We start from the raw sequence: 22,955 nt of genomic DNA, 5'->3' as shown, positions 1-22,955 counted from the left end.
TTCCCACATTGTTTACCTCGCGTACATACACGAGGCCGCGTAGGTGTTCCCCCGTACGTACTGCCCGCAGACGTACGTGTCCTCAGCGTCCGACGCGGTGCGCGAGCACCGCGAGCTCGACCCGTGAGCGCACCCCGAGCTTGCGGAAGACGCGTCCCAGGTGCACCTCGACCGTCCGGACGGAGAGATAGAGCTGGTCCGCCGCCTCACGGTTGGAGCCGCCCTGCACGACGAGGAGCGCCACGTCGAGCTCCCGCTCGGTCAGCTCGTCGGACCATCGCCCGCGCAGCTCGTCGAGCGCGTCGTCGGACACGTCGCTCTCGCGTGCGGCGAGCCGTGGCCTCCCCAGGCCCGACGACGTCGCTCCCGTCCCCGTCCCGGCTCCCCCGGGGGCGCCGGGACCGCCGGGCGGGGCCGCGGCGACCCGGGCGTCGAGCGTCGCGAGCCCGTCGTCGAGGAGCGCGAGGACCCGGCCCAGCTCCTCCTGCGCCTGCCGTGCCCACGCCCGGGCGCCCGACTGCGTGAGGAGCTCGACCGCCGAGAGCAGGTGCTCGTGCGCGGCAGGCAGGTCCCCCCACCGGGTGAGGGCGCGTCCCAGGCACAGCTCGGTGCGACCGTGCTCGAACGGTGACGCGATGCCGCGACCCGCCGACGCGACCGCGTCGCGCAGCACGACCGCGTCCTCCGAGCGCGCCAGGGCGATCTCCGCGCGGGCGAGCGTCGCGACCCGGTTCGCCGGGGAGAGGTCCTTGGCCTCGACCCTGCGCCGGGCCAGGGCGCGCTCGGCCGCGTCGGGCCGTCCCGCGAGCACCCACGCCTCGACGTCGTCCATGCCCGGCAGGTGCAGCATGTGCGCGCAGTCGCGCCGGTCGGTCTCCGCAGCGAGCTCGAGCAGGGTCGCCGCCTGGGTGTGGTGCCGCGCGAACGACGCCCCGATGGCCCGGTCGACCAGGAGGCCGAGCCGGACCGGGCGCGACGTCGGGCACGAGCACGTCTCCTCGAGCGCCGTCGCGAGCGTCCCGACGCTCCCGTGGACCGCCATGTCGAGGCGCCGTGCGACCGCGACCCCGGTCCCCGCGAACGGCAGACCGACCGGGAGCCGGAAGGCCGCCTCCTCGAGCTCGCGGCGCGCCTTGGTGATGTTCCCCGACCAGAAGTGGACCAGGACCTGAGCGAGACGCAGGTGCGCCTCGACGTACGGGGTCACGGCCCCGGACGGGGTGTCGAACCATCGGCCCCCTGAGTGCACCGGGGCGAGGTTCGCGACCGCGCTCGCGAGCGCCTGGCCCGCGACGTCGAGCGCGTCCTCGTCGGCGAGCGAGAAGGCGCGGCTGACCTGGGAGTAGGCCTCCTGCTCCGCGGTGAGGCCCGAGCCCGGAGCGCACGGCCCCTCGCCGCGCTCCCCGACCCCGTAGTTCGCGAGCCAGGCCCGGGTGATGTCCAGTCCCCCGACGCCCTGCGTACAGCGTCGGGCCAGGCGCTTGGCCGCGTCGAACGCCTGCGCGGCTGCGACGCCGTCACCACGTTCGGCGTGCAGCGTCGCGGCGCTCGTCAGCCCCCGCACGACGTCCCCGATCTCACAGCTCCCTGCGGCCTCGCGCGGGTTCCCGTCCCGGTCGACGCAGCACGTGCACGCGTCGTCGGTGTCGGCGAGCGCGAGGTAGGGCGCGATCACGTCGTCGGGCACCTGCCCCTGGACGTGCGTGAGCGCGACGACCAGCGGGCCGAGGATCCGGGCCGCGCTCACGGTCCCGTCGCAGCGGGCGGCCCGTCGCAGCCAGTCCGCGGCGTCGTGCACGTGCCCGGACTGGAGCGCCGCGGTGCCCGCGAGGACGTACGCCTCCCCGCGCTCGTGCCCCGTGGCCTGGCTGGCGGCCTCGCGCGCCACCTCGTGCGCCCAGACGACGTCACCCCGGTCGAGCAGCCGCTGCGCGAGGGACACCAGGCCGGGGACCAGCGCGGCGTCCCCCGCGAGGGTCGCGAGCGCCGTGTGCCAGGTCGCGATGTCCTGCTCGTCGACCGCGGTGTGGACCGTGGCCAGGCGCAGGTGCGCGGCGGTCTTGTCCGCGAGCCGGGCCTCGCCGTGCACGAGCGACCGGACGCGGGGGTCCGTGAACGCGAACCTCCCCGAGACCAGCGACAGGTACCCCGAGAGGGGGCCGTCCAGGACCTCCTCGATGCTCAGGCCCGAGGCAGCGAGGAGGATGTCGGTGCGCTCGACGACCGCGACGGCCGCGACCAGCAGCGCCCGCAGCTCCTCGGGCGCGAGCTCGGCGAGCCGGTCGCCGAGCAGTCTGCGCACCGCGGGGACCGGCGGCAACGGGTCCGGCAGGATCGCGGTCCCCGCGAGCTGCTCGGTCGAGAGCGTCCGGGCGGTCTGGGAGATCGCGGCAGCGTTCCCCGCGAGGTGCCGCGACAGCCTCGCGGCGACGTGCGGGGCCACGGAGAGCCGCTCCTCGACGAGGAGGAGGTGCAGGGCCTCGGCGGGCCCGAGCGGCGCAAGCTCACGCACCTCGACCGGGTACGGCAGCGGGCGCTCGAACCCGCCCGGGACCGACGTCGCGAGCAGCACGAGCGAGGCGCGACGCTGGGCCACGAGCCCCAGGATCACGGCCCGGCTGATCTCGTCGACGAGGTGGAGGTCGTCGGCGAGCAGCACGACCGTCCGGTCCGGGACCGCTTCCTCGAGGTACTCGGCGAGCGCCACGGCGCCGACCTCCGGGAGATACCCGTACTCGGGGTCCGCGACGTCGAGCGGGCGCACCAGGCGGTCGGGCACGTCGCGCCCCGTCGCCTGGGCCAGCTGGGAGACGATCGACCGCACCGCTCCCCCTGAACGCTGGGGACCGACGCTCTGCGCGACCCGCAGGACGAGGGGCGCATGGGGGCCCCGCGTCTCGTGGAGCGCCTCGTGGACGAGCTCGAGCGTGGTGCTCGCTCCCATGCCGGGCTCGCCCGACCACACGAAGGCGCCGCGGCCGTCCGCGACGGCGGCCAACGCGAGATCGATCTCCGCCCTGCGCGAGGAGAGCCGCTCAGGCCGGTGCTCGGCGGCCGCGCGGGACGTGCGTCCCTGCTCTGAGGTCAGGAAGTCTTGCTGGCTGGCTGGCATGTCAGACCCTCCCGTCCGGGGCAACGATGGCCGGACGACTCTCAGGAATGTTAACAACCCGACGTAAAGCCAGGCATCCTGTGCTGTTACCCGTGCGTATCCTCGACGGTTTCCCCCGTGGTGGCTTGCCGCCACCTGAGACCAGGTCTAGGGTGACCTCGTCCCTCCGTCCTGACTGCCGAAAGCTCGGTACCTCAGTACGTGCACGGAACCAGAAGCAGATGAGAAGGAGGTGAGAGCGATGCAGGACGGCAGCAGTCATAGATCCCCGCACTGCGCGTTCGCACCCCTTCGTCCTGCCCGCTGACCTTCGTCAGCCCTTCCGGCGGGCCCTCCGGGGGCGGTCGCCAGTGCGCTCCGTGCACCGTTTCCCCCGCCGTTCCTCGACCCCGCGCTCCGGCGCGCCGTCGGGCCCGGCGTCCGGTCGGCACCGTCGAGAGCACGGCGCCGGGAAGGACCAGCATGTCGACGACGACCCACCTCAGCACTGCACGCCCCGCCACGCTCAGCGGTCGCGTGCCGCACCCTCGTGCAGGACGCGGCGACCCCGCACCCGCCCGACCCAACCTCGAACGACAGTCGATCACCTTCACGATCGGCCTCTACCTGTTCATCTGCACGGCCCTGCTCGGGACCCACCTCGTGGCCTCCCGTGCGGACGCGGCTCCCGAGGCCCCCACCACCGCAGTGACCTCGACCACCGGACCCGGCGCGACGTCGTCGGGCCGCGGGACCGTGCAGGAGGTGACCCCGTGACCACCACGCCGCCCACCCTGCTCGAGGCCCCCGGCACGCACGGGGCCCCGCTCACGCCGACCACGCGCCCCTCCCCCGCCCCGGGACAGCGTTTCGACCCCCGTACGCTGCGCCGCCACTGGCTCCAGGTCGCGTCCCAGGACCCCGCCGCGCTCCAGCACGCCTGCGACGAGGGGGTCGACTTCGCGGTCGCCGGCGGGCGAGTCTGGGAGACCGACGAGCACGTGTACCTGCCCGTCGTCGCGACGTACCGGCAGGGGGAACGGATCGCCCGCGAGACGCTCGTGTTCGCGCTGTCCCCCGACCGTGTCGCGACCCTGCAACCCACGAGGCACTACCCGATCTTCGACAAGGCCATCGCGCGGATGCGGCGCACACCGCGGCTCGTCCAGTCCTCCTACGGCGTCATGTACGCCCTCGTGTACGCGCTCAACGAGGCCGCCGAGCGCGTCATCCACCACGCGAGCGACCTGCTCGAGGAGATGTCGGACCAGATCGAGGAGGCCACGCTGGGCTACGACCGGCGTGGCCGGGAGATCGGCGTGACCGACATGCAGGGCACCATCTCGCGCATGAACCGGGCCGAGGAGATCGTCTCCAGCACGCAGGAGTCGCAGCTCTCGCTCGCGCGCGCCGCGCGGCACCTGCGCAGCGAGATCGCCGACACGGACCCCGTGCTCGCCGGGCTCGTCGAGACCCTCATCGCGGACATCGACGGCGTCAAGGAGCACGCGAGCTTCGAGCATGACAAGGTCCGCTACCTGCAGCAGGCGATCATGACCTCGCTCGACGTCAAGCAGAACCAGATCGTCAAGGTCTTCACGATCATCACGGCCGTGTTCCTGCCCCCGACGCTCATCACGTCGTTCTACGGCATGAACTTCACGCGCATGCCCGAGCTCGAGTGGGACCTCGGCTTCCCGTGGATCGTGCTCGTGACCCTCGTCGCGGCCGTGATCCCGCTCGTCTACATCAAGCGGCGAGGCTGGCTGCGCTGACCGCTCGCACCCTGCACGTACCCAGGCACGCCGCGCGTGGGTCCCTGTGCGGCCGGGCGGCCCGGGTGTCTGCACCGGACCCGGGCTGCCGGGCTCCCGACGTCCGGACGCGCCGACGCCGTCGGGACCATGACAGGCAGGTCATGGTCCCGACGGCGTCGGGTGCGCAGGGCTCGCGTCAGGTCAGACGCAGGCGCCGACCACGCGCCACGGGCTCCAGTACGTCTCGGTGCCCGGAGTGTTGGTGTGGACCCACCAGTTCGCCTGGTAGTTGACGCCCTCGTGCGACGTCACGTCGCCCGCGGTGTAGGTGCCCGCCGCGCTCCACGCGGGGAAGCAGCCGCCGGCGGCCCCGGAGTCGACCGGGCCCGTCGGCGACGCACGGTAGACGTCCGCCGCGGTGCCGACCAGCTCGTCCTCGTAGTCGCCCGCGAGGTCCCACCACATCGAGCCGCCGAGGCCCTTCTCCGCGACCCACTTCGCCTTGAACTCGACCGCGCGCGGGGTGTCGACGGACCACCACTCGTTGCCGTCGTAGCGCCACGACGAACCCGTCGCCTCGTCGAAGTACTCGGTGCCCAGGTCACGCAGCTCGAAGTACTGCTTGTTGCCGGCCTCGAACGTGCCGGGGGCCACGCCCGTGGCGTACTGCCAGGCGCCTCTCGTGCCGCCGTCCTCGACGCCGGTCCAGCCGCGCCCGAACGCCGGGATGCCCACCGTGATCTGCTGCGGGTCGACGCCACGGCTCAGGTACACGTCCACACCCTGCTCGACCGAGATGTCCCCCGAGAACGTCGGGTCGTCGTGCAGGTTGGACTGGTGCCCGGCCAGGTTCGGGGACCATCCGCCGTGCAGGTCGTAGCCCTGGATGTTGCCGTAGTCGAGCGACTCGAAGATCGCCGGGGCGTCCCAGCCCGCGTTGATGACCGTCGGGTTCACGGGGATGTACGCCGAGAGGAGGTACTCCTCGCCCTGCGACGCGCCGTACTCGTCGAGCTGCTTGCGGAACTCGGCGAGCAGCGCCGTGAAGTTCGCCTTGTCGTTGACTGGGTCGATGTGGTTCTCGGGGTGCTGCGACCAGTCCGGTGCTCCGGGCCACTCCCAGTCGATGTCGATCCCGTCGAAGACGCCCGCAGCGGCAGCCGGGCCGCCGCGACCGTCGATCACGGGCAGGTTGCCCTTGAGGTACAGGTCGATGCACGAGGACACGAGCTTCTCGCGCGACTCGGGAGTCGCGGCAGCCTTCGAGAAGAACTTGGACCAGGTCCAGCCACCGATCGACACGAGCACCTTGGTGTCGGGGTTCTGCTCCTTGAGCTTGCGGAGCTGGTTGAAGTTCCCGGCGAGGGCCTGGTCGGACGTGTCCGCCACCCCGTCGATCGAGTCCTCGGCACTGACCGCGTCGACGAAGTCTGCGCCCGCGACACCCGCACCGTCGTTGCCGCCCACCTCGGGCGTGCCCACCTTGTCGGAGATGAAGCACGAGAGGTCGGTCGGGTGGATGTTCCCGAACGCGTAGTTGACGTGCGTGATCTGCTCGGCCTGGCCGGACTCCTGGAAGTCCTTGACCGTGTAGCCGTAGTTCTCGGGCGCCCACGACATGAAGTAGCCGACGTTGCGGTAGCCGTTGATGTCGTTCTCGCCGTTGGGGCTGGCTGCCGCAGGGGCAGCGGGAGCTGCCGTCGCGCTGCCCGCCGCGACCAGGCCGGTCGCCACGAGCGCGAGCGTCGTCGCGGACACCACGGCGCCGAGCGCGCGGCGGCGCACCGGTGAAGGAGTGGTTCGAGTTGCGTGCAAAGGGAGGCCTCTTCGTCTTCCGTGCTGCTGGCCCCGGTCCGTCCCGGAGCCCCAGATGCTGGGCTCCTCGAACCTAACCAGGCTCGCGCACGAAAGATGTACGGGTGTTCCACATGGTTCACAGCGGTCACATAAGGGATTTCCCGTAGAAACCATGCGAAGACCTCGAAACGGTACGAATGGTAGCTTTTCGAACGCCTGCCGCTACGCCTCGACCAGGATCGTCACGGGCCCGTCGTTGACGAGCTCGACCTGCATGTCCGCGCCGAACACCCCCGTCGCGACCTCGACCCCCTTGGCGCGCAGCTCGGCGACCACGGCGGCGACGAGCGGCTCCGCGACGTCCCCCTTCGCCGCGCCGTTCCACGACGGCCGTCGGCCCTTCTTGGTGTCCGCATAGAGCGTGAACTGGCTGATCACGAGGACCGGGGCCCTCTCGTCGAGCACCGACCGCTCGTCGCGCAGGATCCGCAGCTCGGCGAGCTTGCGCGCGACCAGCTCGACCTGCGCGGGCCCGTCGTCGTGCGTCACGCCCACGAGCGCGACCAGGCCGGGCCGGTCCACGCGCCCCACGACCTCCCCGCCCACGCTCACGCTCGCGCGCGTGACCCGCTGCACGAGGGCCCTCATGAGGCGCGGCCCGCAGAGAACGCGGCGCGCACCTCGCCCACGGGCGCTCCCCCGCCCAGGACCGGGGTGCGGCCCACGCGGTCGAGCGCGGCGGCGTCGGCGCCGGGGAGATCGCCCGCACCGAGCGCCGCGAGCGCGGCGACGAGCACCGCGGGCCGCGGGCGCGGCGACCCGTCGAGGACCTTGAACGCGAGCGCACGACCGTCGGGCAGCCCGACCCCGTACACGCCGTCCGCGCCGTCCTTGGCCACGAGCCCGGGGACGGCCCGCATGACGTCGGTCGCATCCCGACCGGTCCCACCGACCATCTCCGGGAACGCGGACATCGCGCGGGCGACCAGTGCCTCGGGCGATGCCGGATCGGCGACGGGCGCACCGGCCAGCCGGCCGAAGGCCCGGGCCATGCCCTGCAACGTCGTCGAGAACAACGGCGCGCCGCAGCCGTCCACGGTGACGTGGAGCCCGGACGCGTCGTCGCCCGTGAGCTCGAGCAGCGTCTCGCGGATCGCGACCTGCAGCGGGTGCGCGGGATCGAGGTACGTCTCGATGTCCCAGCCCGCCGCGACGCACGTCGCGAGCATCGCGGCGTGCTTGCCCGAGCAGTTCTGCGTGATCGACGCGGGCCCGTTGCCCTGCTCCTGCCATGCGAACGCGGCAGGCGGGTACACGGGCATGTCCGGCGTGTTGCGCAGTGCCGACTCGTCGAGGCCCGCGCCCGCGAGGATCTCGCGTGCGCCCGCGAGATGGAAGTCCTCGGCGTTGTGGCTCGCGGCGGCCAGCGCCAGGAGGCGCGGCGGCAGCGACAGCCCGTGACGGAGCATGGCGACGGCCTGGAACGGCTTGACCGACGAGCGGGGCCAGATCACGGTCGACGGGTCGCCCACCGCGAGATCGACACCACCCGACGCATCGAGCGTGACCAGGTGGCCCAGGTGCACGGACTCGACCAGGTCGCCCCGGACCACCTCCGCGAGCGGAGCGGCCGAGCGCAGCACGGGGGTCACCACCCGCCCGGACGGCCGCCGCGCGACCCCCCGGAGCCTCCCGAGCCGCGCCCGAACCCGTACGGCTTGAGGCGCGGGCGCACGTCGACCAGGTAGATGAAGGCGGGGACGAGCGCGATGAGGTTGAAGAAGCTCGTGCTGGTCCACATCATCGGCGGCAGGCCGAGGAACCCGATCGCCGCCGCGACGCCCAGGATCGCCGACCAGATCGGCTTGGTGAGCTTTCCCTCGGCCGTGAACCCGTTCGCGGGACGCCGGAGCGCATCGATGAGCGCGACCGCCTGGGCGACGAACACCACGACCGCGAGGACGACGAGGACGAGCCACTGGGCTCCACCGAAGCTGATCACGCTCCGAGCCTACGGCAGGACGCGCAGCGACTCCGCGCGGGCAGCCGCGGCCACCCGCTCGTCCCACACCGCGAAGATCGCGTCGTCGTGCCGCAGGGTCAGGGCCGAGGCCAGGTGGACGGCGTCGGCCCCGCGCAGCGCGTGACGGTCGGCACCCGCGAGGGCGCTCGCGCGGTCCAGGACCCCCGGGGAGACCTCGACCAGGTGCAGCGCGGGCCACAGCAGGTCCCACGTCGCGAGCGCCTCGGCCCGCTCGGTCGCGTCGAGGACCCCCGACCGCTCCCCCGCGGCGAGGGCCGCCCGGACCTCGGTGTCGGACAGCCGGCTCGTGGTGACCACGTCCGCGCGGTTCCAGAGCGCGCTGGCCAGCTCGGAGCCAGGCTCAGCCACGCACAGCTTCACGAGCGCGCTCGCGTCGAAGTAGACCAGTGCCACGGGGACCGCCGGTCAGCGTCGGATGCGGCGCACGAGGCCCGACATCGCCGACTGCTTCGCGGCCGGGCGTGCCGGCGGCGTGTGGACGGGGCGCTCCTCGGTGGCCGGTGTCAGGAGCCCGTCCCTGGTCAGAGACGTGATGAGGTCCGCGCTCCCCACCGCGCTCAGCCGCGCCACGGGGATGCCGCGCTCGGTGATCACCACGTCCTCTCCGTCACGTGCCCGCTCGATCCACGACTTCAGCTCGGCCCGCAGGGCGCTGACGGAAACCTCCATCCCCTGAAGGTACCGGCACGTGCCCGGATTGCGTAGACCTCCACGCGATCGGATCTCGCGGACCTCGGGGCGCCGCTCAGAGCTCGGTGAGCGCCTCGCGCRCCTCGCGCGGCGACATCCCCGCGGCCTCGAGCGTGTCGACGATCGGGGAACGCAGGAGCATGACGAGCGACTGGACCTGCCAGTCGCCCGCGCCCACGGTCCTCGGGTCCGCCGCGGCGGCCGTCTCCGCGAGGATCTCGCGAGCCGTGACCGGGTCCTTGCCCGCCCCGATGGCCTCGGCCAGCACCCGGGTCCCCGCCGCGTACCGGTCGACGATGGCCGCGACGGGCAGGAGGTCGTGCTCGGGTCCGGCGACCGGGCGGGAACGGCGTGCGAGCACCCGGACGCTGCGCATCGCCCGGTCGACCAGGACCGCCTTGCGCTCGAGGTCGCCCAGCTCGGCGCGGTGCTTGCGACCCACGGCGCTCACGCGGGACAGCTCCTGGGCGCTGGTCGCGGTGGCCTGCCACTCCTCGAGCGCCGGCTCGGACGCCCGGCCGCGCACGAGCGCGGCGTCCAGGTCGTCCACGTCGCCCGAGCGGAACCCCCGCGCGAGCAGCTCGAGCGTCTCGGCGAGCTCGGTGGTCGCCTCGTCCCCCAGGATGCGGGGTCGACGGCGTGGGTCCCCCGGCGTCAGCGTCGCGGCGAGCAAGGCGATCGCCCCGCCCACGAGGGCGTCCACGAGCCGCCCGCCGGGGCCGCCCGTCTGTGCGGCGGGCAGTCCCACGATGACGATCGCCTGCACTCCCGCCTGCGTCGCCAGCAGCGCACCGCGGTCGATGAAGCGAGCGACCAGGGCCGAGGTCGCGAGCACGACCGCGACCTGCCACCACCCCGAGCCGATGAAGTGCACGATCAGGTCGCCCAGGCCCACGCCCACGGCAACCCCGATCGCGAGCTCGCCCACCTTGCGGACCTGCCGGTCGAGGCTGAACCCGAGGCACACCCACACCGAGACGGGTGCGAAGAACGGGTACGGGTGCCCGAACACGTAGTGCGCGATCCCGTAGGCGATCCCGGCCGCGAGCGAGGCCTGGATGATGGGCCAGAACGCCGCCCGGACCCGGGAGCGCCCCTGGCGGAGCCTGGCGCGGAGCAGCAGCCGACGGAACGCCTTGCGAGCCGTCTCGACGGCCCCCGGCTCCGGCAGCGCCGTCCCGTCGGAGGCGTCCCGCGACTGCGTCATGTGCTCCTGCTCACCGGGTCCCGGCGACCCGGCGGAACCCGGGGTCAGGCCATGCGGTGGCTGCGGCGGGCCGCGACGCGGTCATCAGATCATGCTCCGGGGGGCGTCCTGCCCGCGGGGCGTGATCCCACGCGCCACGGGGCCGCGCGGGGCCGGGCGGTCGACCGAGACTCCTTCGCCCGGGACGACGACCTCCTGGGCGGCCGCCACGGCGCCGCCGTCGCAGTCGACGACGAGCTCGACGTCCTCGGGGGCGCTGCGCTTGAGGACCGCGAGCGCGATGGGACCGAGCTCGTGGTGCCGCGCGACCGACGTCACGTTGCCGACCGGTCGCCCCACGGGCGCGGCCCCGTCCGCACCGGGCTCTCCGCCGGGCAGCCGGACCTCGGCGCCCGCGACGGGCAGCAGGTGACCCGAGCCGTCGAGGTGGAGCATCACGAGGCGACGCGGGGGCCGACCCATGTTGTGCACGCGCGCGATCGTCTCCTGCCCGCGGTAGCAGCCCTTGTTCAGGTGGACCGCGGTCCGGAGCCAGTCGAGCTCGTGCGGGATCGAGCGGTGGTCCACCTCGGTCGCGAGACGAGGACGCCACGCCTCGACGCGCAGGGCCTCGCTCGCCCACGTCCCTGCCAGCCGCCAGCCGGCCGCCTCGCGGGACGCGACGGCGTCGGGCAGCTCGGCACGAGGCACCAGGACGAGACGCCACGCGCGGTGCGCGCCGGGGTGCTCGTCGTCCGCCGGGCCGTAGCGCGTGCCGCCGGGAGCGGTGCGCGGCCAGGGGTCGCGCCAGGTGACGGGCTCGCCCTCGGCGCCCTCTGCGTCACGGGGCTCGCCCAGCACCGCGATCTCGTCCGTCATGTCGGTGATCTCGACGCGCAGCGCGAACTTCATGCGGTCGAGCCAGGCCGCGAGGGTCGGGGCGTGCGACCCCTCGGTCACGAGCCACGTGGACTCGCCGTCGTCCACGACGCCTGCGGAGTGCTCGACGTGCCCCTGGGGGCTCAGGACGAGCAGCTCGGTCGAGGTCCGAGGGGCGAGCCCCAGCAGGTTCTGCGACGTGATCGAGTTCAGCCAGGTGAGGCGGTCGGGTCCCTTGACGCGCACCACGCCGTGGTGCGAGAGGTCGACGACGGCGCCGCCCGCCTCGAGCGCACGCTGCTCGCCCGTGGGGTCGCCGTAGTGCCAGGCGACACCCGCGTCCGGTCCCGAGCCCGCGACCGCACCGGGGCGGGCCAGCAGCGGGCTCGTCCGGGTGGGGGCCTCGGCCTGGGGTGCGTCTTCGGTGCCAGCAGTCACGATCGAACAACCTCCTCGGCGCCGCGATGGGCGCGCACGTCCGTCCGGCCGCGCGGTGGCGACGGCCGTACCTCACGCGTCGGACGGGCTACAGGCGGTCCAGCTTCGCCGACGCATACGACTGCAACGACTGACCGAAGGCCGCCAATTCCCAGACCCACATGAGCTGGCCCTGCACGTTGCCGTACAGGCGGTTCGACGCCGACACCTCGGCGGACGTCGAGGTGCGCACCATGGCGTCGCTCGACAGGTCCACGCGGCCGTTGCCGACCACGCCCAGGTACAGGGTCATGCGGCCCGACGGGTCCGCGATCATGACCTCGATCGCGGACTTGTCCTCGGGCAGGCCCTCGGGGCGCTCCGGGGACACGCGCCAGTACCCGGTCTCGGTGGACCAGATCCGCCCGGGCGCGAGGTGCCCCTCGGTGCTCGGCTCGGTCGAGTCGCTCGACGGGTCAGCCTCGGGGTCGGCAGGCTGGTCCGCGGTCCAGGACTCGGGGACGGTCTCCGGGACCTCGGTCTCGAGGACGCGGATCGTCGACTCGTAGCGCAGGTAGGGGCCGCCGTCGTGGTCGAACGTCACGTCCTGGACGAACGGTGTCTCGGGGATCCCCGGATAGGCGATGACCCCCTCGCCGCGCCACGAGCCCACGAGCCACGCGAGCGGGTAGGCCTCGGGGGCGAGCCCCTCTGGGAACGCGAAAGCCATCTGGTGGTACCTCCGGCGGTGCCGGTCCCGTGGACCGGTGGGTGACGACAAGGAGAGAGGGGACCTGGGTCCTGCCGGGCGACGGAGGCCCGGCGCGACGATCAGGTCAGCGCTGACCCTGGTACAGCTTGTAGACGACGAACCCGGCGAACCACGTGATCGTCACGGTCGCGGCGATCAGCAGTCCCAGGAAGATGAGCTCGAGTGCATGCGTGGACATGTCGCCGATCCTACCGTCCGGCCTCTAGGCTCGCGCACGTGACCACCGAGCCCACCCTCCCGCAGCCCACGACCGTCCCCTCCCAGCGCTCCCTGGTCGTCAAGACGACCTCGGGGCTCGAACGCCCCGAGGCGACCAACCAGGCGTTCACGGTCGCTGCCGCGGCCGTCGCCGCGGGGGTCGAGGTGAGCGTGTGGCTGACCGGGGAGTCCGCGTGGTTCGGGCTGCCGGGGCGGGCGAGCGAGCTCGAGCTCGAGCACGCGGCGGCCCTGCCGGACCTGCTCGCGGTCATCCTCGAGGCCGGGACCGTCACGGTCTGCACGCAGTGCGCGGCACGGCGCGGCATCACCGAGGCAGACCTGCTGCCCGGCGTGCGGATCGCGGGGGCCGCGGTGTTCGTCGAGGAGACGCTGCGCCCGGGGGCGCAGGCTCTCGTCTACTGAGGGAGTGCGGCGGCGGTGCCAAGGTGCCGAGCTGCCGAGCTGCCGAGCTGCCGAGCTGGCTCAGGGAACTTGCGGCGCTCACGCAGGCGACCGCCGTCCCCCCGTACCCCCGACCCGCCGTCCCCCCGGCCCGTCGGCCCGTCGGCCCGTCGGCCCCGGCGTAGTTGTCAGAACTGAGCCGGGCGATACCCCGGCCACGTTCTGACAGCTCATCGATCCGCGGTGCGACAGCTCACCGAGCCCCGAGCCCTCAGCCTTCGACCCGGATCCCCAGCTCGGCCGCGAACAGCGGAGCGAGGTCCACGAGCTGCGCCGGGCTCACCGTCGCTCCGGCGAGCCTCTCGATGCTCGTGATCCGGCGCAGCACCGCGCCGCGCAGGTCGACGTGCACCAGGCGGGCGCTCGCGAGGACCAGGTGGTCGACCGCAGTGTCCTCGAACGCGACCCGGGTGGCCTGGGCGTTCGTCAGGTCGAGCTCGTCGACCGTGCAGCGCGTGAGCCGCAGGTCGCGGATCGTCGCGCCCCGCAGGTTGACGTAGCCGAGCTTGCAGTCGACGAGCTCGACCGACCGCCACCCCGACTCGTAGAGCTCGGCCGACCCGATCCGCGAACCGTCCAGGACCACGTCGTGCCACACCGAGCGCGGTGCGCTGAGCACGGGCGCGTCGATCCTCTCGAGCCGGGACTCGCTGAACGTCGCGGCGCGCAGGTCGGCCTGGTGGAGCGAGAGCCCGACGAGGTCACAACGCTCGAACGTGATGTCCGAGAGGTCGGTGTGGGACAGGTCCGCGCCCTCGAACCGCTCGTCGTGGCGGCGTTCCTCGGCCCCGAGGACTGCGGCGTCGCCCGCGGTCCTGACCCCGGCACGCAGCCTCTTGATCCTGGGAGGGACGGTGGTCACGGGGCTGGGGAGTGCTGGCACCGCTCGACCCTACGCTCCGCACGCGGGCGCGCCGAGACCTCGCCGATTCCGGTACCGCCCGCCACCGGCACGAGCGACGAGGCGGCGCGGAGCGTCAGCGAGCGGGCGCGAACCGGCGGATCAGCAGGTACATCTCGCACCCGAGGCACAGCCCGAACGCCGCGTTGAGCACCGCCGCGACGAGCGCGAGACCCGCGGCGACCGGCACCGCCACGAGGGACACCGTGAAGCCCAGGACCACGCCGACCCCGGTGATGACGAAACCGACCCCCTGCGCGAAGCGAGGAGGACGCGGGTCCTCGCGCTCCGCCGTCGGGCCGAGGCGAGGCTGGACGAAGGTCTTGAAGACCCACCCCTGCCACGTGCCCTGCGCCCCGCGCAGCGTCCCGAGCAGGAAGCTCAGCGCGACGAACGTCAGGACCCACAGCGCGGCCTCCGACGATCCCAGGAGAAGGGTGACCGCGAGCAGCAGCGCGGTGATCCCTGCCCCGACGCGGGGACCTCGCGGGTCGATGCCCTGTGGTGCGCTCACAGCGGGGGTGGACTCGTGCGACATGCGGGCTCCTCGGTGGGACGGGCCGTCAGCGGAGCCTCGGGCGGGATTCTCAGCAGGACGATCGAGCGGCACGGCCCGCTCAGGCGACCGAACCCGCCGGCACGTCGAGCGCCTCGAGCGCGTGCGCCCTGCTCACGCTGCCGCTCATGCGGGCGACCTCGCGACCGGCCGGGTCCAGGACGAGCACCGTCGGCGTGCGCAGTATGCCGAACGTTCGCACGAGGTCGTGGTGCTCGTCGACGTCCATCTCACGATGTGTCACGTCGGTGCGGGCCGCGACGACCTCGTCGAGCACCCTGGCCGTGTGACGGCAGGGCGAGCAGAACTCCGACGAGAACTGCACGAACGTCCGGTGGTCCCCCAGCACGATCCCGCGGGCCGACCAGTCGACCGCGGCAGCGGGCTGGGCGTCCCGGAGCCGGACCACTCCCTGCCGGCGCTGCCACCACACGCCGAGGAGCACGCTCGCGCCGAGCAGCGCGAGGAGGATCACGATGCGCCAGACCATGGTTCGACCTTCCCGTCGTCCGTCTGCGGTGCGTCCGGAGAGAGCCGGGCAGGTCAGCCCACGAGGACCCGACCCACCACGAAGACCAGGATGCCCCCGACCGTCACCGGAAGCACTATGGCAGCAAGCGCGGCAGCCCTGCGCTCGAGGGCCGGCAGCTGGTCGAACAGCGCGTGCAGGGACGCGACGAGCAACCCTGAGACCGCCCCCGTCCACAGCCCGTTGGCGGTCACGACCTCGGGGAGCGCCCACGCCAGGGCGCCGCCGGCGGCGATCGACGCCGCGAGGGTCAGGAGCGTGTTCCACCAACCCGGCACGGGCAGTGCCGAGACCGCCGAGGCGACGGCCAGCGTCGCCGCGCACGTCACGACGAGGGCTGCGCCGGCATCGGTGCGGTCCGTCGCGATCCACCCGGCGGCGGAGACCGCGACCACGAGCCCGCTGACCGTGCCCAGCAGGGACTCGACCAGGCGTGGCCGTCCGTCGCGGCGGAGCATCTCGGCGACGAACGCCAGGACGACCCCCATCGCGAGCACGAGCGGCAGGTTGCGCAACGAGGGCTCGCCCTCGGTCGCGGCGACCGCGGCGACCGCCCCGACCCCGGTCAGGCCGATGACCAGGCCGGACCCACCGGGGGCGGGCTGGTTGAGCAGCGACGGCCACCCGATCGCCACGAGGACGGCCAGTGCCGCGGACGCGAGGGTGAGCGGGAGGAGCCCGAAGAAGGCTGCGACGGCGACCGCGGCGGCCACCACCGCGGTGGCGACTGCGCGTGAGGAGAGACCCACTAGGCGCACTCTCCCTGCGTCAGGGAGCGAGCGGCACCGGGTCCGGAAAGGCTGAGCACGAACATGAGTCTCCCAGATGACGCGCGGCGGCGAACACGAAACAAGGTTGTAACAGCAGAAAGGCCCTGGTCACCCCGTTGACGTCTGTTCAACGCGCTACGGTAATGATTCCGGCCTTCTCGAAGGTCACTGGGAGGAGGTGCGTCGGTGGCAGAGCTGTTGATCCTGACACCGGCGACAGGTGGGTCCGTCGAGGTCCTGCCTGCGCTGGGACTGTTGTCGCACCGCATACGGGTGCTGCCCATGGAGCCGTCGGCTCTGGTGGACGCGCCGGACTCGGACGTCCTGCTGCTCGACGCGCGTCGTGACCTGGTCGCAGCGCGCACCACGTGCCGCCTGCTGCGCGCCACGGGTCTCGCGGTGCCGCTCGTGCTCGTCCTCACCGAGGGCGGCCTGACGGTCGTGACGGCCGAGTGGGGGGCCGACGACCTGCTGCTCGAGTCGGCGGGCCCCGCCGAGGTCGAGGCCAGGCTCCGGCTGGTCGTCGAGCGCTCGGCGCACGGTCGGGCCGAGGACGCCCCGCAGGAGATCTCGGCGGGCGAGCTCGCGATCGACGCCGGCGGGTACACCGCGAGGCTGCGCGGGCGCCCGCTCGACCTGACCTACAAGGAGTTCGAGCTCCTCAAGTACCTGGTGCAGCACCCGGGCCGCGTCTTCACGCGGGCCCAGCTGCTGCAGGAGGTCTGGGGGTACGACTACTACGGGGGCACGCGCACGGTCGACGTCCACGTACGGCGCCTGCGCGCCAAGCTGGGCCCCGAGCACGAGCAGCTCATCGGCACCGTCCGTAACGTCGGCTACCGGTTCGACCCGCCCAAGGACCGGCGGGCCCAGTCCGCCGAGATGCCGGACGCCGCCCAGCCCACGGACGAGTCCGCCCTCGCGGAGGACCAGGTAAGTTCGTCCGGGTGACGACCGACTCGAGCGACTTCTCCGCAGCACTCGTCGACGGCCCCTGGCGGCACGAGTTCGTGCCCGCCAACGGTGCGCGCTTCCACGTCGCCCTCGCGGGACCGGAGTCCCGTGGAGGGGGTTCGAGCGCGCCGCTCGTGCTGCTGCTGCACTCCTTCCCGCAGTTCTGGTGGGCATGGCGCCACCAGCTCGAGGCTCTCGGCGAGGCGGGCTACCGCGTGGCCGCCATGGACCTGCGGGGCACGGGCGCCTCGGACAAGCCGCCGATCGGGTACGACGCCCCGACCCGCACGCGTGACGTCGCGGGCGTCGTCCGGTCGCTCGGTGCTGATCGCGCCGTCGTCGTCGGGCACGGGAGCGGAGGCGGGCTCGCCTGGGCCATGGCCGCGCTCCAGCCCGCCGTGACCGCGGGTGTCGCGGCCCTCGCCGCGCCGCACCCCTCGCACGTGCACGCCTCGGGTCGCCGCCTGCTCACGCCCGTCGCTCAGCGGCACCTGGCCTTCGCGCAGCTGCCCACGCTGCCCGAGCGCGCGCTGACCCGCGACGACCTGGTCGCGCGCGTCCTCGCGGACGGTGCGGCCTCGCCGCTCTCCCCGGAGGCGGTCGAGACCTACACGACCGTCATGCGCATCCCGTTCGCGGCGCACTCAGCGATGGAGGCGATCCGCTGGTCGGTGCGTTCCACGCCCCGGCCCGACGGGCGTCGCTACCGCAGCGCGCTGCGCCGCCCGCTCAACGTCCCGACCCTCCAGGTCCACGGCGGGGCGGACGGGTTCCTGCGTCGTGAGCTCACCGACGCGGACGCCGCGGCGGTCTCGCGCAGCCTGCGCTTCGAGGTCCTCGAGGGGGCGGGGCACTTCCTCCCGGAGGAGGCGCCCGACGACGTCACGCGCCTCCTGCTGGACTGGTTGCCCTCCACGCAGGGCTGAGCCGCGCAGGAGACGACAGCAGCGGCCTCGCAGGCCGCCGGACGGGCGCTCAGTCGGTCTTGACCAGGGTCGCCGCGACCACAGGATCCGTCTCGCCGATCCCGAACGACGGGCACAGGTGCGAGATGGTGCACGCCCCGCACGCGGGCCTGCGCGAGAAGCAGACCCGGCGTCCGTGGAAGATCAGGCGGTGCGAGAGCATGGTCCACTCGCGCTTCTCGATCAGCTCGCCGACCTCCGTCTCGACCTTGACCGGGTCCTCCTCCGAGGTCCACTCGAGCCGGCGCACGAGACGCCCGAAGTGCGTGTCGACCGTCAGACCGGGGACGCCGAATGCGTTGCCCAGCACCACGTTGGCCGTCTTGCGCCCGACCCCGGGCAGCGTCACCAGGTCGTCGAGCTTCTTGGGGACCTGCCCGCCGTAACGTTCGACGAGCGCCTGTCCGATCCCGATGACGGCCTGCGCCTTGGCCCGGAAGAAGCCCAGCGGACGCAGGACGTCCTCGAGATCGAGGCGGTCCGCCGCTGCGTAGGCGGCGGCGTCCGGGTAGCGCGAGAAGAGCTCGGGAGTCGTGAGGTTGACCCGCTTGTCCGTCGTCTGTGCCGAGAGCACCGTCGCGATCAGGAGCTCGAGCGGCGTGGTGAAGTCGAGCTCGCACCGCGCGTCCGGATACGTCTCCGCCAGCTCGCGGTTGGTCCGCCGCGCACGCCGGACGAGCGCGAGGCGTGACTCGGCGGAGGAACCCGCCGGAACCTGCGATGGCGCGGGCGAAGGAGAGGGAGCAGGACGCGAGGTACCACCCGAAGAGGTCACGTTCGGCAGCCTACTCGGCCCCACCCACACACCCCTCCCACAGGATCGACGCAGGCCGGTCCCAGGCGTTGGCGTCCCAAGTTGCGCGCATGAGGCAGACTTGTGGGAGGAATCACGAGTACCGGTTCGCTCGAACTCCGCCGATGCAGACGGGCACATGCCGGGAAAGTCCGCTCAACACCCGAAGGACATCGCGTGGACGACGACGTAGTGCTCTCCGCCCCCCTCTTCGCCACCATGGACCGCGAAGAGACCCGGACGCTGTTCGACTCGATGCAGCAGATCGAGCTCACCCGTGGGGACGTACTGTTCCGCGAGGGCGAGCCCGGCGACAGGCTGTACGTGATCGCACAAGGCAAGATCAAGCTCGGCCGACGCTCGAACGACGGCCGGGAGAACCTCCTGTCCATCCTCGGGCCGGGCGAGATGTTCGGTGAGCTCTCGCTCTTCGACCCGGGCCCCCGCACGGCCACGGCGAGCTCCGTGTCCGACGCGCTCCTCTACGAGCTCCGCCACGAGCAGCTCATCGAGTGGATCGAGAAGCACCCGAGCGTCGCGAAGCACCTGCTCAACGCTCTCGCCCGCCGCCTGCGCCGCACCAACGAGACCCTCGCGGACCTCGTCTTCTCCGACGTCCCGGGCCGTGTCGCCAAGGCGCTCCTGGACCTGTCGACGCGCTTCGGCGAGGAGACCGAGGAAGGCGTGCGCGTCGCGCACGACCTCACCCAGGAGGAGCTGGCCCAGCTCGTCGGCGCCTCCCGCGAGACCGTGAACAAGGCTCTGGCCGACTTCGCGACCCGCGGGTGGGTCCGTCGTGAGGGCCGCGCCGTCGTGCTCCTCGACGTGGACCGCCTGGAGCGTCGCGCCCGCTGAGCGCGCCCCTGCGACGACCGGAGGCCGGTCGGACCACCCCTCACGGGGTCGGCCCGACCGGCCTCTCGTCGTGCTGCTGCTCCTGCGGAACGACCCGTGCTGCGCGCTCGGGAGGACCGGTCAGTCCGCGAGCTCCACGACCAGCTCGACCTCGACCGGCGAGTCCAGCGGGAGCACCGCGACGCCGACCGCGCTGCGCGCGTGCACGCCCGCCTCGCCGAAGATCTCGCCGAGCACCTGGCTCGCGCCGTTGACGACTCCCGGCTGCCCCGTGAACGACGGGTCGCTCGCGACGAAGCCCACGACCTTGACGACCCTGGTCACCTGGTCGAGGTTGCCGACGAGCGCGTGCACGGCAGCGAGCGCGTTGAGCGCGCACGTGCGGGCGAGCACCGCGGCGTCGGCCGCGGCGACGAGGCCGTCGCCGTCACCCACCTTGCCGGTCACCTGGAGCGCGCCGCCGACGAACGGCAGCTGGCCCGAGGTGTAGACGTACCGTCCCGTGCGCACGGCAGGGACGTACGCGGCGACGGGCGCGGCGACGTCGGGCAGGGTGATGCCCAGCTCCGCGAGGCGCGCCGCGATGCTCGTCGCCACTACTGCCCGCCGGTCGGGCGCTTGAGGTAGGCCACGAGCCCGTTGCCGTCGGGGCCCGTGACGACCTGGACGAGCTCCCAGCCGTCGGAGCCCCACTGGTCGAGGACAGCCTTGGTGTTGTGGATGATGAGGGGGATGGTCGCGTACTCCCAGGTGGTTGCCATGCGACCGAGCGTAGCGGGGATCGCCGGTCCGGTCAGCGCGTCGTGACGTTCGTCGCGACCGCGCATCCCGGGGTCCTGCGGGGGCGCGCCGGGGCCCGGGGCCGAGCGGTTCTGCGGTCACGGGTGCTCCGCATCCTGGCCCGCGGATGCTTACACAACCCGCACACCGGGCAGGGGCGAGAACGCCCGGGGAGCGTCGGTGCCCTCCCGTAGGCTTGGGCCATGGCCTCCCCTGCGCGTCCCCGTCGACAAGTCAACGCCTATCAGCTCATCGCCCTGCTGCTGGCGTTCGTCCTCGTCTCGGGGGTCGGCGGAGTCCTCGGGGCGGGTCTGCTGATCCCGATCGCGGCCGGCGCGAGCCAGCTCACCGACAGCACCGTCCAGATCTTCGACGAGCTCCCCGACGAGCTCGAGCCCGGCCCTCTGTCGGAGCAGTCGCGCGTCTTCGCCAACGACGGGACGACGCTCCTCGCGACCTTCTACATCGAGAACCGCATCGTGGTACCCCTCGACGAGGTCTCGGAGCACATGCGCAACGCCGTGGTCGCGACTGAGGACAAGCGCTTCTACGAGCACGGCGGGGTCGACATCGAGGGCACCACGCGCGCCGCCATCAACAACGCCACGGGTGGCTCAAAGCAGGGCGGTTCGAGCCTGACCCAGCAGTACGTGAAGAACGTCCTGATCGAGCAGGCAGTGCGGGCCGAGGACCCCATCGCGGTCGAGGCCGTCAAGGAGAGCTCGATCGAGCGCAAGGCCCGCGAGGCCAAGCTCGCCATCTCGCTCGAGAAGCGCATGACCAAGGACGAGATCCTCCAGGGCTACCTGAACATCGCACAGTTCGGCATCCGGGTCTACGGCGTCGAGACCGCGGCCAGACAGTACTTCGGCACGCACGCCGCCGACCTCAGCATCGTCCAGGCCGCGACCATCGCCGGCGTGACCAACGCACCGGGCAAGTACGACCCGTTGGCCAACCCGGCCGAGTCCGAGAAGCGTCGGAACCTCGTGCTCGGCCGCATGCTGGAGCAGGCCTTCATCACCCAGCAGGAGCACGACGAGGCCGTCGCGACCCCGCTGCCCGACACGCTCAACGTCCAGCCCATCTCGGCCGGGTGCCAGGCTGCCAACGGTTCCGCGTTCTTCTGCGACTACGTCACCAAGGTCATCCTGTCGGACCCCATCTTCGGGGAGACGCAGAAGGACCGTGAAGGTCTGCTCTACCGCGGCGGCCTGGACATCACCACGACGCTCGACCCCCGCCTGCAGACCGCCGCCGAGGACGAGGTCACGTCGGCGATCCCCGCGTCCGACCCCAGCGGCATCGAGAACGCGCTCGTGACGGTCGAGCCCGGCACGGGCAAGATCCTCGCGATGGCCCAGAACCGGCCCTACGACGCGTCGCTCGAGGCCGCTCCGGGCACCACGGCCCAGAACTACAGCGCGGACCAGGCTCACGGCTCGTCGCGCGGGTTCTCCCCCGGCTCGACGTGGAAGCCCTTCCTGCTCGCCGAGTGGCTGAACGCAGGGCACACCCTCAACGAGACGGTCAACGCGAACCGGCGCGAGTGGAACGTGGGGCGTGACTTCACGTCGTCGTGCACCAAGCTCAACGTCGGCGAGAAGTGGAACCCTAACAACTCGGACGGCCAGGGCAAGGGCAGCATGACCGTCCTGGCGGCGACGGCCAACTCGGTCAACACCGCGTACGCCGACATGGCGAGCAAGCTCGACCTCTGTGCGGTGGCCAGCACCGCGAAGTCCGTGGGTTTCGCTCCGTCGCTCACCAAGGACAAGGGCGAGGTGGACGTCCGTCCCTCCATGATCATCGGTACCCAGAACTCCTCGCCGCTCCAGATGGCTGCCGCGTTCGCCACGTTCGCGAGCGGTGGCACGTACTGCGAGCCCGTCGCGATCACGAGCGTCGTCGACCCGAACGGCAAGGAGCTCGAGGTCCCCTCGGCGAACTGCAACCCGAACGCCCTGGACCCGGCGGTCGCCAACACCGTCACGTACGCGCTGCAGGGCGTCATGACGCAGGGTTCGGGCAAGAACTCCCAGCTCGCCGACCGGCCGAGCGCGGGCAAGACCGGGACCGCCCAGCTCAACACGCACAACTGGTTCGTGGGCTACACGCCCCAGCTCGCCACGGCCGTCTGGATCGGCAACGCCGAGACGGACGTCCAGATGCGCAGCAACGGACGTGGTCGCTTCTACATCAACGGCGTGGGCAAGCAGTGGTGGTTCGGCTCCGACCTGGCGGCCCCCATGTGGAAGAACTACATGACGGCAGCGCTCGACGGTGCGCCGGTCGTCGAGTTCCCGGGTCCGGACCCCAAGCTCCTCGGCAAGGTCCAGGCACCGCCCAAGACCGACGGCGGCACGACCGGAGAGGGCAACGGGTCCGGGAACGGCGGGACCGGCTCGGGCAACAACGGTGGTGGGAACACTGGCGGCAACGGGTCCGGCAACAACGGCGGTGGCCAGGGCAACGGGTCCGGGAACGGTGGCAACGGCTCGGGCAACAACGGTGGTGGGAACGGCGACGGCGCCACGCCTCCTGAGGAGCAGGACTGAC

General features: G+C 72.4%; 24 protein-coding genes. 7 read left to right on the top strand and 17 right to left on the bottom strand.

Features of this window, described 5'->3' with window-relative positions; translation table 11 throughout:
* Window positions 1-82 precede the first annotated feature (82 nt).
* Window positions 83-3,112: a LuxR family transcriptional regulator gene (locus tag ASE27_RS01840; RefSeq protein WP_157257338.1), complete on the bottom strand. Its 3,030-nt coding sequence runs from the start codon at window positions 3,110-3,112 to the stop codon at window positions 83-85.
* A gap of 462 nt (window positions 3,113-3,574) precedes the next feature.
* Here ASE27_RS01840 and ASE27_RS20065 point away from each other — a divergent pair, with 462 nt between their 5' ends.
* Together ASE27_RS20065 and ASE27_RS01830 are read left to right on the top strand one after the other, a co-directional pair.
* Window positions 3,575-3,868, top strand: a complete 294-nt coding sequence (locus ASE27_RS20065) for a hypothetical protein (RefSeq protein WP_056645133.1) — start codon at window positions 3,575-3,577, stop codon at window positions 3,866-3,868.
* Window positions 3,865-4,866: a CorA family divalent cation transporter gene (locus ASE27_RS01830; protein ID WP_056645132.1), complete on the top strand. Its 1,002-nt coding sequence runs from the start codon at window positions 3,865-3,867 to the stop codon at window positions 4,864-4,866. Before ASE27_RS20065 ends, ASE27_RS01830 begins: the two co-directional genes overlap by 4 nt.
* A gap of 183 nt (window positions 4,867-5,049) precedes the next feature.
* Here the strand turns inward: ASE27_RS01830 and ASE27_RS01825 are convergent, their stop codons facing one another.
* The 9 genes from ASE27_RS01825 to ASE27_RS01785 all read right to left on the bottom strand — a co-directional run bounded on the left by ASE27_RS01825 (window position 5,050) and on the right by ASE27_RS01785 (window position 12,591).
* Entirely contained in the window at window positions 5,050-6,663 is a 1,614-nt protein-coding gene (locus ASE27_RS01825) for a glycosyl hydrolase family 18 protein (RefSeq protein WP_235535320.1), read from the bottom strand.
* Window positions 6,664-6,867: 204 nt separating this feature from the next.
* Window positions 6,868-7,293, bottom strand: coding sequence for a D-aminoacyl-tRNA deacylase (dtd, locus tag ASE27_RS01820; RefSeq protein ID WP_056645130.1), 426 nt, complete (start codon window positions 7,291-7,293; stop codon window positions 6,868-6,870).
* Complete coding sequence (locus ASE27_RS01815; protein ID WP_056646531.1) at window positions 7,290-8,297, bottom strand: asparaginase; 1,008 nt, start codon at window positions 8,295-8,297, stop codon at window positions 7,290-7,292. Before ASE27_RS01815 ends, dtd begins: the two co-directional genes overlap by 4 nt.
* Window positions 8,294-8,647, bottom strand: coding sequence for a DUF2516 family protein (locus tag ASE27_RS01810; protein WP_068626518.1), 354 nt, complete (start codon window positions 8,645-8,647; stop codon window positions 8,294-8,296). The genes ASE27_RS01815 and ASE27_RS01810 overlap by 4 nt, the downstream gene beginning before the upstream one ends.
* A gap of 9 nt (window positions 8,648-8,656) precedes the next feature.
* The gene (locus tag ASE27_RS01805; protein ID WP_056645129.1) at window positions 8,657-9,082 is read right to left on the bottom strand and encodes a type II toxin-antitoxin system VapC family toxin; all 426 of its coding nucleotides are present in this window, start codon (window positions 9,080-9,082) and stop codon (window positions 8,657-8,659) included.
* A gap of 12 nt (window positions 9,083-9,094) precedes the next feature.
* Window positions 9,095-9,358, bottom strand: a complete 264-nt coding sequence (locus ASE27_RS01800; protein WP_056645128.1) for a type II toxin-antitoxin system Phd/YefM family antitoxin — start codon at window positions 9,356-9,358, stop codon at window positions 9,095-9,097.
* Between the two features lie 76 nt (window positions 9,359-9,434).
* The gene (locus ASE27_RS01795) at window positions 9,435-10,586 is read right to left on the bottom strand and encodes an aromatic acid exporter family protein (protein ID WP_082608390.1); all 1,152 of its coding nucleotides are present in this window, start codon (window positions 10,584-10,586) and stop codon (window positions 9,435-9,437) included.
* An 84-nt stretch (window positions 10,587-10,670) separates the two neighbouring features.
* Complete coding sequence (locus ASE27_RS01790) at window positions 10,671-11,882, bottom strand: folate-binding protein YgfZ (protein WP_056645127.1); 1,212 nt, start codon at window positions 11,880-11,882, stop codon at window positions 10,671-10,673.
* Window positions 11,883-11,970: 88 nt separating this feature from the next.
* Window positions 11,971-12,591 carry an FABP family protein gene (locus ASE27_RS01785; RefSeq protein WP_056645126.1) on the bottom strand — a complete coding sequence of 207 codons (621 nt, stop codon included), beginning with the start codon at window positions 12,589-12,591 and terminating at the stop codon, window positions 11,971-11,973.
* Window positions 12,592-12,849: 258 nt separating this feature from the next.
* On the opposite strand from ASE27_RS01785, the gene ASE27_RS01780 reads away from it, so the two are divergent.
* Window positions 12,850-13,254, top strand: a complete 405-nt coding sequence (locus tag ASE27_RS01780) for a DsrE family protein (RefSeq protein WP_056645125.1) — start codon at window positions 12,850-12,852, stop codon at window positions 13,252-13,254.
* 250 nt (window positions 13,255-13,504) lie between these two features.
* Here the strand turns inward: ASE27_RS01780 and ASE27_RS01775 are convergent, their stop codons facing one another.
* From ASE27_RS01775 to ASE27_RS01760, 4 genes are all read right to left on the bottom strand, one after another.
* Complete coding sequence (locus tag ASE27_RS01775) at window positions 13,505-14,176, bottom strand: pentapeptide repeat-containing protein (protein ID WP_082608389.1); 672 nt, start codon at window positions 14,174-14,176, stop codon at window positions 13,505-13,507.
* A gap of 94 nt (window positions 14,177-14,270) precedes the next feature.
* Window positions 14,271-14,732, bottom strand: a complete 462-nt coding sequence (locus tag ASE27_RS01770; RefSeq protein WP_056645122.1) for a DUF4395 domain-containing protein — start codon at window positions 14,730-14,732, stop codon at window positions 14,271-14,273.
* 79 nt (window positions 14,733-14,811) lie between these two features.
* Window positions 14,812-15,240, bottom strand: coding sequence for a thioredoxin family protein (locus ASE27_RS01765; protein WP_056645120.1), 429 nt, complete (start codon window positions 15,238-15,240; stop codon window positions 14,812-14,814).
* Window positions 15,241-15,293: 53 nt separating this feature from the next.
* Window positions 15,294-16,028 carry a hypothetical protein gene (locus tag ASE27_RS01760; RefSeq protein ID WP_056645118.1) on the bottom strand — a complete coding sequence of 245 codons (735 nt, stop codon included), beginning with the start codon at window positions 16,026-16,028 and terminating at the stop codon, window positions 15,294-15,296.
* Window positions 16,029-16,235: 207 nt separating this feature from the next.
* Here ASE27_RS01760 and ASE27_RS01755 point away from each other — a divergent pair, with 207 nt between their 5' ends.
* Entirely contained in the window at window positions 16,236-17,000 is a 765-nt protein-coding gene (locus tag ASE27_RS01755) for a response regulator transcription factor (RefSeq protein ID WP_056645117.1), read from the top strand.
* Window positions 16,997-17,929: an alpha/beta fold hydrolase gene (locus ASE27_RS01750; RefSeq protein WP_056645115.1), complete on the top strand. Its 933-nt coding sequence runs from the start codon at window positions 16,997-16,999 to the stop codon at window positions 17,927-17,929. Before ASE27_RS01755 ends, ASE27_RS01750 begins: the two co-directional genes overlap by 4 nt.
* A gap of 49 nt (window positions 17,930-17,978) precedes the next feature.
* Here the strand turns inward: ASE27_RS01750 and nth are convergent, their stop codons facing one another.
* Window positions 17,979-18,752, bottom strand: coding sequence for an endonuclease III (nth, locus tag ASE27_RS01745; RefSeq protein ID WP_369800545.1), 774 nt, complete (start codon window positions 18,750-18,752; stop codon window positions 17,979-17,981).
* Window positions 18,753-18,938: 186 nt separating this feature from the next.
* Between nth and ASE27_RS01740 the strand changes: the two genes are divergently transcribed.
* On the top strand, window positions 18,939-19,616 hold the full coding sequence (locus tag ASE27_RS01740; RefSeq protein ID WP_056645111.1) for a Crp/Fnr family transcriptional regulator: 678 nt from the start codon (window positions 18,939-18,941) through the stop codon (window positions 19,614-19,616).
* A 120-nt stretch (window positions 19,617-19,736) separates the two neighbouring features.
* On the opposite strand, the gene ASE27_RS01735 is transcribed toward ASE27_RS01740, so the two are convergent.
* Complete coding sequence (locus tag ASE27_RS01735; protein ID WP_056645109.1) at window positions 19,737-20,213, bottom strand: RidA family protein; 477 nt, start codon at window positions 20,211-20,213, stop codon at window positions 19,737-19,739.
* Complete coding sequence (locus ASE27_RS20535; protein WP_191802177.1) at window positions 20,213-20,377, bottom strand: hypothetical protein; 165 nt, start codon at window positions 20,375-20,377, stop codon at window positions 20,213-20,215. The genes ASE27_RS01735 and ASE27_RS20535 overlap by 1 nt, the downstream gene beginning before the upstream one ends.
* A 222-nt stretch (window positions 20,378-20,599) precedes the next feature.
* Between ASE27_RS20535 and ASE27_RS01725 the strand changes: the two genes are divergently transcribed.
* Window positions 20,600-22,954, top strand: a complete 2,355-nt coding sequence (locus tag ASE27_RS01725) for a transglycosylase domain-containing protein (protein WP_056645105.1) — start codon at window positions 20,600-20,602, stop codon at window positions 22,952-22,954.
* Window position 22,955 lies beyond the last annotated feature (1 nt).

Origin of the sequence: Oerskovia sp. Root918 (genome assembly GCF_001428945.1) — a bacterium.
In the GTDB taxonomy this organism is placed as follows: Bacteria; Actinomycetota; Actinomycetes; order Actinomycetales; family Cellulomonadaceae; genus Oerskovia; species Oerskovia enterophila.
This window is presented reverse-complemented; position numbering and strand designations above follow the sequence as displayed.

Excerpts from the sequence above, each read along its gene's own strand:
- ASE27_RS01765 (WP_056645120.1), bottom strand. The coding sequence starts at position 15,240 with ATGGTCTGGCGCATCGTGATCCTCCTCGCGCTGCTCGGCGCGAGCGTG.
- ASE27_RS01770 (WP_056645122.1), bottom strand. The coding sequence starts at position 14,732 with ATGTCGCACGAGTCCACCCCCGCTGTGAGCGCACCACAGGGCATCGAC.
- ASE27_RS01725 (WP_056645105.1), top strand. The coding sequence starts at position 20,600 with ATGGCCTCCCCTGCGCGTCCCCGTCGACAAGTCAACGCCTATCAGCTC.
- ASE27_RS01785 (WP_056645126.1), bottom strand. The coding sequence starts at position 12,591 with ATGGCTTTCGCGTTCCCAGAGGGGCTCGCCCCCGAGGCCTACCCGCTC.
- ASE27_RS20065 (WP_056645133.1), top strand. The coding sequence starts at position 3,575 with ATGTCGACGACGACCCACCTCAGCACTGCACGCCCCGCCACGCTCAGC.
- dtd (WP_056645130.1), bottom strand. The coding sequence starts at position 7,293 with ATGAGGGCCCTCGTGCAGCGGGTCACGCGCGCGAGCGTGAGCGTGGGC.
- ASE27_RS20535 (WP_191802177.1), bottom strand. The coding sequence starts at position 20,377 with ATGGCAACCACCTGGGAGTACGCGACCATCCCCCTCATCATCCACAAC.
- ASE27_RS01800 (WP_056645128.1), bottom strand. The coding sequence starts at position 9,358 with ATGGAGGTTTCCGTCAGCGCCCTGCGGGCCGAGCTGAAGTCGTGGATC.
- ASE27_RS01840 (WP_157257338.1), bottom strand. The coding sequence starts at position 3,112 with ATGCCAGCCAGCCAGCAAGACTTCCTGACCTCAGAGCAGGGACGCACG.